Origin of the sequence: Enterovirga sp. (assembly GCF_035325185.1) — a bacterium.
Lineage (GTDB): Bacteria > Pseudomonadota > Alphaproteobacteria > Rhizobiales > Beijerinckiaceae > Enterovirga.
The window spans coordinates 1-9590 of record NZ_DAOLAJ010000115.1 but is presented as its reverse complement, the minus strand read 5'-3'; the positions used below and the strand labels follow the sequence as shown (position 1 = coordinate 9590).

Below are 9590 nucleotides of genomic sequence, written 5' to 3'. Positions count from 1 at the left end.
CCTCCCAGTCCTTCTGCGGCGCGAGGCGGATGCGGGCGCCGTTGGCGCCGCCGCGATTGTCCGAGCCGCGGAAGGTGCGGGCGCTGTCCCAGGCGGTGGCGACGAGATCGGCGACCGACAGCCCGGAGGCGGCGATCCTGGCCTCGAGCGCCTTCACGTCGTAGTCCTTGCGCCCGGCCGGGATCGGATCCTGCCAGATCAGGTCTTCCTGCGGGACGTCGGGGCCGAGATAGCGGGACCGCGGGCCCATGTCGCGGTGGGTGAGCTTGAACCAGGCGCGGGCGAAGGCATCCGAGAACGCTTCGAAATCGTTCCTGAAGCGCAGCGAGATCTCGCGGTAGATCGGGTCGACCTTCAGCGCCATGTCCGCATCCGTCATCATCGGCATGACGCGGATGGAGGGGTCCTCGACGTCGACCGGCTTGTCTTCCTCGGCGATGGTGATCGGAGCCCATTGGGACGCGCCGGCGGGGCTGCGCGTCAGCGTCCATTCATGCTTGAACAGCATCTCGAAGAAGCCGTTGTCCCACTTCGTCGGCTCGGTGGTCCAGGGCCCCTCGATGCCCGAGACGAGGGTGTCGCGGCCGATGCCGCGGCCCTTCGTGTTCATCCAGCCGAGGCCCTGGAATTCCGGGCCCGCGGCTTCCGGGTCGGGGCTGAGGTTGCGCGGATTTCCGTTGCCGTGCGACTTGCCGATGGTGTGGCCGCCGGCGGTCAGGGCCACGGTCTCCTCGTCGTTCATGCCCATGCGCGCGAAGGTCTCGCGCATCTGGGCTGCCGTCGCCATCGGATCGGAGCGGCCGTTCACGCCTTCCGGGTTGACGTAGATGAGGCCCATCTGCACGGCGGCGAGCGGGTTTTCCAGCGTCTGCGGGCTGCCGACCGCCCCGTAGCGGCCGTCGCTCGGCGCGAGCCATTCCTTCTCGGCGCCCCAGTAGATGTCGGTCTCGGGATGCCAGATGTCCTCCCGGCCGAAGGCGAAGCCGAAGGTCTTCAGGCCGGCGGCCTCGTAGGCCATCGTGCCGGCGAGCGCGATCAGGTCGGCCCAGCTGATCCTGTTGCCATATTTCTTCTTGATCGGCCACAGAAGACGGCGGCCCTTGTCCGTATTGGCGTTGTCCGGCCATGAATTGAGCGGCGCGAAGCGCTGGTTGCCCGTGCTCGCGCCGCCGCGGCCGTCGCCGATGCGGTAGGAGCCCGCCGCATGCCAGGAGACGCGGGCCATCATGCCGGCATAGCTGCCCCAATCGGCCGGCCACCATTCCTGGCTGTCGGTCATGAGCGCGAGGAGGTCCGCCTTGAGCGCCTCCACGTCCAGCTTCTTGACTTCCTCACGATAGTTGAAGTCCCGGCCGAGCGGATTGGTCTTCGTGTCGTGCTGGTGAAGGATGTCCAGGTTCAGGGCATTCGGCCACCAGCGCGCGACCGCTCCTTCCGCCGACGTCAAGGCGCCGTGGGCGACCGGACATCCGGCCGCCGGTTTCGACATCGTGTTCATTCGTTTCTCCGGCCGATCTTCCTGGATTCGGACAAGGCGGCACGCGGTTTTCATGCGGCACGCCCTCGCCCCGGCAGCCGCTTGAGACCTGTTCCAATTCCAGGGCGTATCACGCCTTGCTCATTAGTTCTAATTGCATATTCAAAAACCTCCGATATGTTTTTCTTATGAGCGGCCTCTCGATGAAGCACCTCCGGTATTTCGATGCCCTTGCCCGTGCGGGCCATTTCGGGCGGGCGGCGGAGAATTGCGCGATTTCCCAGCCTGCCCTTTCCCTCCAGGTCAGGGACCTCGAGGAACTGATCGGCGCGCCCCTGGTCGAGAGGGGAGGGCGGCGCATCCGACTGACCGCCCTCGGCGAGGAATTCGCCCTGCGCAGCCGCGCGATCCTGCGCTCGGTGGACGAGCTTGCCGATCTGGGGCGCTCGGCGCGCAGCCGGCTGACCGGGCGGCTCCGCATCGGCGTCATCCCGACGGTCGCGCCGTATCTGCTGCCCCGCATCATGAAGGTTCTGGGAGAGCTTCATCCCACGCTCGACCTTCGGCCGAGGGAAGCCGTCACTCATCGGCTGATCGACGACCTGACGGAGGCGCGGCTCGACGCCGCGATCGTCGCCCTGCCGATTTCGGAGGCGACATTGACCGAGGTTCCTCTTTTCGAGGAGGAATTCGTCCTCGTGCGTCCCTTGGAGGACATGGGGAAGCCGACGCCCGACGCCGACCGTCTGCACGAGATGCGCCTGCTGCTTCTCGAGGAAGGGCATTGCTTCAGGGAGCAGGCGCTCTCCGTCTGCCATATCGGGAAATCGTCCGCGCGCGAGCTGATGGAAGGAAGCTCGCTCTCAACGCTCGTCCAGATGGTGGGGGCGGGCATCGGCGTGACGCTCATCCCGCAAATGGCGGTCGAGACCGAGGCCCGCTCGTCGCCGGTTTGCGTCTCGCGGCTGGCGGAGCCCCGTCCCACCCGCACGATCGGAATGGTCTGGCGAAAGACCAATCCGCTTGCGCCGCAATTCACCCGGATCGCGCAAATCGTGCGCGAGATCGGCTTGCAGAAGCAGGCTCAGGCTGCGGAGACGTCATTCTCGATCTGATACGGCCGCCTCACCATGCGGCATCATCCGGCTTGGTGGCGAACCAGATCACGTGCCTGTGGCCGAAACGAGCATCCGCCTGAACGCGCCGCTCCTCCACCTCGAAGCCGCAGCGGCGCAGGCGCGATTTGAATTTTCGATCGGGAGACCCGCTCCAGATCGCCAGCACGCCGTCCGGCTTCAGGGCGAAGCGGGCGCGTTTCAGGCCCCACGCGTCGTAGAGGCGGTCGTTGGATCTCTGCGTCAGTCCTTCGGGGCCGTTATCGACGTCGAGGAGGATCGCATCGAAGGTGGCCGGCCCCGCCTGGATGGTCCGATGGACGTCCTCGATGCGAATCTCGACGCGAGGATCGTCGAGGCATTCTCCGAAGATGTGGCTGAGCGGTCCCCGCGCCCATTGCTCGACCTCCGCCATCAATTCCGAGACGACGACATTGGCGCAGGGCGGCAGGGCGGCAAGGGCCGCGTTGAGGGTGAATCCCATCCCCAGCCCGCCGATCAGGACCTTCGCCTGCTTGCTGTCGCGCAGATGCTCGCAGCCGATGCGCCCGAGCGCCTGCTCCGATCCGCGCATGCTGTTGTTCATCAGCTCGATCGAGCCGACGAGGATCGAGAATTCCTCCCCGCAGCGCATCAGCCGCATCTCGTCGGCTTCGCCCGGGATGGCGGAGGATGCCACCTGCTGCCACGGCTTCTGCGATGCCTTCACGGCTGTCCCGCCCTCACTTGGCGTCCGGGGACGCGCAGATTGCGAATCGGCGCTCGCCGGGGAGCGAGGTCGCGGATCATCCCTCTCGCGTCCGCACCGTCGCCGTGGCGAAGGCGTCCGGCAGCACGTCCCGCACGCGGGAGACGACCTCTGCCTGGTCCGCGCCCGCGGCGGTCGTGACCTCGATCCCCGCGGAGCCGCCGGCTTCCGGCCGAGTTGTCCTGTATCCGAGGATTACTCCGGCCTTCACGAGCCCGTTGAGGGCGATGTTCAGCTCGCCCCATCCGATGATGCTTTTCGATTTCGCTGCCATGGCGTGGAATTTCCCGTGTCGAAAATGAGGCGGCCTTTACTTGGACCGCCGAGGCGTCCGCCGCTCCTCGATCAGGGCGATCACGGCGGCGATCGCGTTTTCCAGCTCGGCGACGGAACGCAAGTCAGCCCGGTGGATAGGGGCGTCCTGGCAGGCTGCGCCGTCGATCAGCGCGTGCTGCTCGGATTTCAGGCGGGCAAGGAGGGTTTCGAGTTCGGGAACGGTGGCTATTTGCATCGTGGTTCCTGGAAAGCGCACGGGTGGCCGGCATTCGAGGCGGAAACATGCGACCCTTGGCGGTGAGCCGAAGCGGGCCGCTGCGACCTCGGTGTCCCGGAGTGTCGTTGCGTCAGCCCGTCCCGCGATCGGATCGCGCGGAGGAAGTTGGATCGAGAGATCGATGGGTGTTCCGGCACCGGGGGTGCCAAAGTGGCGGATGTCTCGAAGCTCCTATCACCCTCACGCCATCGAAGTCACGAAATCTTCCGGGAAGCCGGGAATGTTCGCATGGCCCATTCGCATCTGCGGCGAGCTTCATCCCCGCCTGGTCGCGCTGGCGATGACGACATCCGCCAAAGCAGCGACGACCCGCTGCAAAGACCGACTTCACGGGTAGATGCAGTATCGGGTCGGCTCGATGGCTTCCGAAGATGCCTGGGGTGGAATATCAGAGGGCGATATCCGAGTAATTTGGTTTCATTAATACTACAGTTTCGCATATAAGTTGAGCGTGGTTCGCTGGCGCGATTTGGTGGGAGCTGGTGACGCGGGCAGCCTCTCGCCGCTGATCGCCACCGCGTTGCCGGCCGAGCACGGCTCCGCATCTTGGGTCGCGGTTATATGGCTCCATGGCGCTGCTCTCCGCGGCCTTGCGCCTTCGGGCTGCGCCCGCTGCCGGCTCGACAATTCTTGTCATTGTTGCAATGCCCTTCGCAATCGCTGTCGGGAGCACCGGGACTTGAAGAAGCTCATCAATGATCCGCGCCATGTCGTCCGCGAGATGCTCGAGGGATTGACGAGCCTCCATCCCGGGCTGGCCCTGCTGGCGGGCGAGAACGTGGTCGTCCGCTCGGATCTGCCCGAGCCGCCGCGCCGTCCGGTGGCTGTGCTGTCCGGCGGCGGAGCGGGACACGAGCCGGCCCATGCCGGCTATGTCGGGCCCGGCCTGCTGACCGGCGCGATCGCGGGCGACGTCTTCACCTCGCCGAGCACCGATGCGGTCCTCGCCGCGATCCGGGCCTGCGCCGGGCCGGCGGGGGCGGTCCTCGTCGTCAAGAACTATACCGGCGACAGGCTCAATTTCGGGCTCGCGGCCGAGATGGCCCACGGAGAGGGCATCCCGACGGAGGTGGTCGTCGTCGCCGACGACGTCGCCCTGCGGGGCAGGGTCGAGGCGTCCCGCTCCCGCGGCATCGCGGGAACGGTGCTGGTCCACAAGGTCGCCGGCGCCGCCGCTGGCGCCGGCAAGCCGGTGCGCGAGGTGGCCGAAGCGGCCCGGACCGCGGCGGCCCGGCTCGCCACGATGGGCGTCGCGCTGTCGGCTTGCACCGTGCCGGCGGTCGGCAGGCCCGGCTTCTCCCTCGGCGAGGACGAAATCGAACTCGGCCTCGGCATCCACGGCGAGGCCGGAATGGAGCGCGCCGGGATCGCTCCCGCCGATGCGCTCGCCGAGATCATGATCGGCAAGATCGTCGAGACATCCGGCCTTTCCGCCGGGTCGCGGGCGGCGCTTCTCGTGAACGGGCTCGGCGGGACGCCGCCCATGGAACTCGCGATCGTGGCGCGCGGCGCGCTCGCCGCCTTGCGCAGGCGGGGCGTCGCCGTCGAGCGGGCCTGGGCCGGGGATTTTCTCACGGCCCTCGACATGGCGGGCTGCTCCCTTTCGGTGCTCGCGCTCGACGAGGGGATCGCCGCGGCTCTGGACGCGCCGGCTTCCGCGCCGGCCTGGCCGGGCGGGGGACGGGTCGAGGCCGAGCGCAGGATCGTCCCGGCGCCCGAAGGCGGCAGGGCGGGGACGGCGTCCGCGACGCCCTTCCCGCTGGCGCCGCGTTTCAGGGCGGTGCTGGCCTCCGTTGCCGATGCGCTCACGGCGGCCGAGCCGCGCCTCGCCGATCTCGACGGGCGCGCGGGCGACGGCGATCTCGGCGCCAGCATGGTGCGGGGAGCGGAGGCGATCCGGGGATTGCCCGATTCCGCCTGGGCGTCGCCCTCGGCCGTCCTCTCGACGCTCGGCGATGCCCTGCGGCGCGCGATTGCAGGCAGTTCCGGGCCTTTCTACGCGACCGCGCTTCTGCGCGCCGCCCGGCGGCTGGGCGACGGGCCGCAGCCCGATCTCGCGACCTGGGCCGCGGCTTTCGACGAGGCCGTCGCAGCTATCGAGCAGCTCGGCGGTGCGAAGCCCGGCGACCGCACGATGCTCGATGCGCTTCGTCCCGCGGCCGACGCTCTGACAAAGGCGGCCGGAGAGGGGAGGAGCCTCGGGGAAGCCTGGGGCGCGGCGGTCGCGGCCGCGGAGGCGGGCGCGGAGGCGACGAGCCGCATGCAGCCGCGGCTGGGGCGGGCGAGCTATGTCGGGGACCGCGCGCTCGGGGCGCCGGATGCCGGGGCGGCCGCGGTCGGGATCTGGATGCGGGCGATCGGCCGAGCCCTCGGCTGACGCTCAGGGACAAGGCGGCCGTCCTCGACCTCGCCATCGGGATCGTCCGGCGCGGCGGCGCCGGGATGGGTTTCCAGCCTCAGTCGCGGTCGGTGAACCGATGGCGATCGATCCCGTATTTCCGCATTTTTTCGTTCAGGGTCCGGCGCGGGATATCGAGATCCATCATCACGGCGGCGATGTTTCCCCTGGCGGAAGCCAGCGCCTTCTCGAGGAGGGAATGCTCGAAGGCATCGACCTGATCAGCCAATGATCGCTGTGGCTCCGTGCTTGGAGAGCGCCTCGTGTCCAGCCCGAGCGCAAATCGCTCGGCGGCGTTTCGCAATTCGCGGACATTGCCCGGCCATTCCGCCACGCTGTAGTCCCTCATCAGCGCTTCGTCGATCCGCCGCACCGGCCTGGAATGGGTCTTCACGGCCTCGGAGACGAATTGCTCGAAAAGAAGCGGAATATCCTCCGCCCGCTCTCGAAGCGGAGGAATCCAGATCTCGACGACGGAAAGCCTATAATAAAGATCGGATCGGAACATATTATTCTTGCTTAGATCTTCCTTGGAGGCTGCTATCGTTCGAAAGTCAGATTTGATGCTTTGGTAGCTGCCAAGTCTTTCGATCGTTTTCTCCTGGATTGCACGAAGCAATTTCGCCTGGGACGAAAGAGGCATGCTCTCGATCTCGTCGAGGAACAACGTCCCCTGATCGGCATATTCGAGCCTTCCGATCCGCCTCTTATGCGCGCCCGTATAGGCTCCGGCCTCGCTGCCGAACAATTCGCCCTCGAAAAGGGTTTCAGGTATCGCCCCGCAATTGATCGCGACGTAATGATTCTGCCTGCGCGGGGACAGATCGTGAATGCACCGGGCGACCAGTTCTTTTCCGGTCCCTGTTTCTCCGTAGATGATGACGTTCACCGACGCGGACGCGATTTCACGTATTTGATATCTGACTTTCTGGATGGCTTCGGAATTGCCGATGATCCTGGATTCCAGCTCGGAGACGCCGACCTGGCTTCTGAGGAATCGATTTTCCAGCGTAAGCCGCCGCTTCTCGGACGCCCTGAGAAGGATGGCGCTCAAGCGCTCCGGGTCGAACGGCTTTTCGAGAAAGTCGTAGGCGCCGTTGCGCATCGCCTCGACGGCCTGCGGAATGTCGCCATAGGCTGAAATCACGACCACGGGCAGGTCGGCATCGATCTGCATGACCTTCTTGAGAACTTGAATCCCGTCCATCTCCGGCATTCGCAGGTCCGTGACCACGACTCCGGGGAAGTGCCTGTCGATCAAGGCCAGGGCACGGCCGGCGGACGAGAACGCGGTCGCTTCGTAGCCTTCGATCTTGAGCCATTGCTCGATGGAAAGGCGCAGCGTTTCGTCATCCTCGATGACGATTACGATTCCCCTGGTGCGCGGGTTCCCGGCCGGTCTCTTCATTGTCGGAGCTTCGGCGGAAGCCGATTCATGGTCGCTCGCTTCTTCCCCCGCGGGTGCGGTCCGGCGCGCACCGGTATTGAAATTGAGGGCTGCTTTACACGCATCGCGCCCGCGCGGCTAGCCGCATTGAAGACGTCTTCTGCCTTTTCGTCCATCCATATCGGCAATTTGCCAGAACTGCGGAGATGATCTCCCGGCCGTACAAAGCGTCGGATACAGGATTGCTTGAGCATGATGGCCGTCCATCGGGTGTCGGCTGAAATATGCCGGCGCTCAGGACTGAATCGGCAAGAACATGCCGATCATAACTCGTCTTTCTCCTGGCAATCTCTCGGCACGAAAGCTGCTACGGCCCGCGCGCCCTGGAATGGGCGGCGAACGACAGGCGGCGTCGCACGGCCGATAGGGCGGCGACGCTACAATAGAGCGGAGGAACGACTTTGGCGACGACGACTCTCATACGCGAGGAAAGCGGCGGAACGGTCCACAGGCTGAGGAGCATCATCAGCGGATCGATCGGCAATATGGTCGAGTATTATGACTGGTATGTCTATTCCGCATTTGCCATCTATTTCGCAAAATCGTTCTTCCCGAGCGGGAACCAGACCGCCGAGCTTCTCAACGTCGCGGCCATCTTCGCCGTCGGGTTCATCATGCGGCCGATCGGCGGCTGGGTGATGGGCCTCTATGCCGACAGGGCCGGACGCAAGGCATCGCTGATGGTGTCCGTTCTGGCCATGTGCTTCGGCTCGTTCGCGATCGCGCTCACGCCGAGCTACGCCACCATCGGAATCGCCGCGCCGATCATCCTGGTCCTGGCCCGCCTGCTCCAGGGCCTGAGCCTCGGCGGCGAATATTCCAGCTCGGCGACTTATCTCAGCGAAATGGCGCCCCCGAACCAGCGCGGCTTCTATGCGAGCTTCATCTTCGCGACGCTTTCGATCGGGCAGTTGCTGGCGCTCGGCGTGCTGGTGGTGCTCCAGCAATTCTTCCTGACGACGGCGCAGCTCGAATCATGGGGCTGGCGCATTCCGTTCGTGATCGGCGCCTGCGCCGCGGTGGTGGCGATCTACCTGCGGCGCGGCATGGAGGAAACGGAGAGCTTCAGCCACCACAAGGCGGACGCGGCCAAGAAGAACCCGATGCGCGAATTGCTCGTGCATTGGCGCGCCTGCCTGACGACGGTCGGGCTGACGCTCGGCGGCACCGTGAGCTTCTATGCCTTCACCACCTATATCCAGAAATACCTCGTCAACACCGTCGGGATGCCGAAGGATACGGCCTCGAACATTGCGGCCGGGGCTCTCGTCATCTTCATCATTCTTCAGCCGATCCTCGGATCCCTGTCGGATCGGATCGGCCGCCGCCCGCTGATGCTGGCCTTCGGCCTCCTGGGAGCGATCTTCACGGTGCCGATCTTCACCTCGCTGTCGGGCGCCCAGAGCGCCTGGCATGCGTTCTGGCTGATCGTGGCCGCCCTCTCCATCGTCAGCCTCTATTCCTCGGTCAGCGCCATCGTGAAGGCCGAGCTGTTCCCCGTCCACATCCGCGCCCTGGGCGTCGGCCTGCCTTACTCCCTGACCGTGGCGCTCGCCGGCGGCACCGCCGAATTTCTGGCGCTATGGTTCAAGAGCATCGGCCACGAAACCTGGTTCTATTGGTATGTCGCGGCCTGCATGTTCATCTCCTTCATCACCTTCCTCATCGTGAAGGATCCGAAGCAGACCTCCTGGATCGACCGGGACTGACGGACAGGGCGTGAACGGAACCGCGGCGGCGGGCACCGGCGACAAGCCGGGCTCGCCGCCGGCCTTCAAGGGATGGAGCGAACAGGGTCATGATCTACGATTATTGCGTGGTGGGTGGCGGGATCGTCGGGCTCGCGACGGGT

8 protein-coding genes are annotated in these 9590 nt (G+C 65.8%); 3 read left to right on the top strand and 5 right to left on the bottom strand.

Annotation, left to right across the window (positions count from 1 at the left end; translation table 11 throughout):
• Positions 1-1498: catalase/peroxidase HPI (gene katG, locus PKD06_RS16795; RefSeq protein ID WP_324382119.1), on the bottom strand; the 1498-nt coding region annotated here is incomplete at its 3' end.
• A gap of 167 nt (positions 1499-1665) precedes the next feature.
• On the opposite strand from katG, the gene PKD06_RS16790 reads away from it, so the two are divergent.
• Entirely contained in the window at positions 1666-2592 is a 927-nt protein-coding gene (locus PKD06_RS16790; RefSeq protein ID WP_324382116.1) for a LysR substrate-binding domain-containing protein, read from the top strand.
• A 10-nt stretch (positions 2593-2602) separates the two neighbouring features.
• Here the strand turns inward: PKD06_RS16790 and PKD06_RS16785 are convergent, their stop codons facing one another.
• From PKD06_RS16785 to PKD06_RS16775, 3 genes are all read right to left on the bottom strand, one after another.
• Complete coding sequence (locus PKD06_RS16785; RefSeq protein WP_324382114.1) at positions 2603-3301, bottom strand: hypothetical protein; 699 nt, start codon at positions 3299-3301, stop codon at positions 2603-2605.
• A gap of 76 nt (positions 3302-3377) precedes the next feature.
• A complete protein-coding gene (locus PKD06_RS16780; RefSeq protein ID WP_324382112.1) occupies positions 3378-3614 on the bottom strand; it encodes a hypothetical protein in 237 nt (78 codons plus the stop codon).
• A gap of 36 nt (positions 3615-3650) precedes the next feature.
• Positions 3651-3851, bottom strand: a complete 201-nt coding sequence (locus PKD06_RS16775) for a hypothetical protein (protein WP_324382110.1) — start codon at positions 3849-3851, stop codon at positions 3651-3653.
• Between the two features lie 721 nt (positions 3852-4572).
• Here PKD06_RS16775 and PKD06_RS16770 point away from each other — a divergent pair.
• On the top strand, positions 4573-6270 hold the full coding sequence (locus PKD06_RS16770) for a dihydroxyacetone kinase family protein (RefSeq protein WP_324382109.1): 1698 nt from the start codon (positions 4573-4575) through the stop codon (positions 6268-6270).
• 79 nt (positions 6271-6349) lie between these two features.
• Here PKD06_RS16770 and PKD06_RS16765 read toward each other — a convergent pair whose 3' ends face one another.
• Positions 6350-7699, bottom strand: a complete 1350-nt coding sequence (locus PKD06_RS16765) for a sigma-54 dependent transcriptional regulator (protein ID WP_324382106.1) — start codon at positions 7697-7699, stop codon at positions 6350-6352.
• A 524-nt stretch (positions 7700-8223) separates the two neighbouring features.
• On the opposite strand from PKD06_RS16765, the gene PKD06_RS16760 reads away from it, so the two are divergent.
• A complete protein-coding gene (locus PKD06_RS16760; protein ID WP_324382104.1) occupies positions 8224-9447 on the top strand; it encodes an MFS transporter in 1224 nt (407 codons plus the stop codon).
• Positions 9448-9590: the final 143 nt, after the last annotated feature.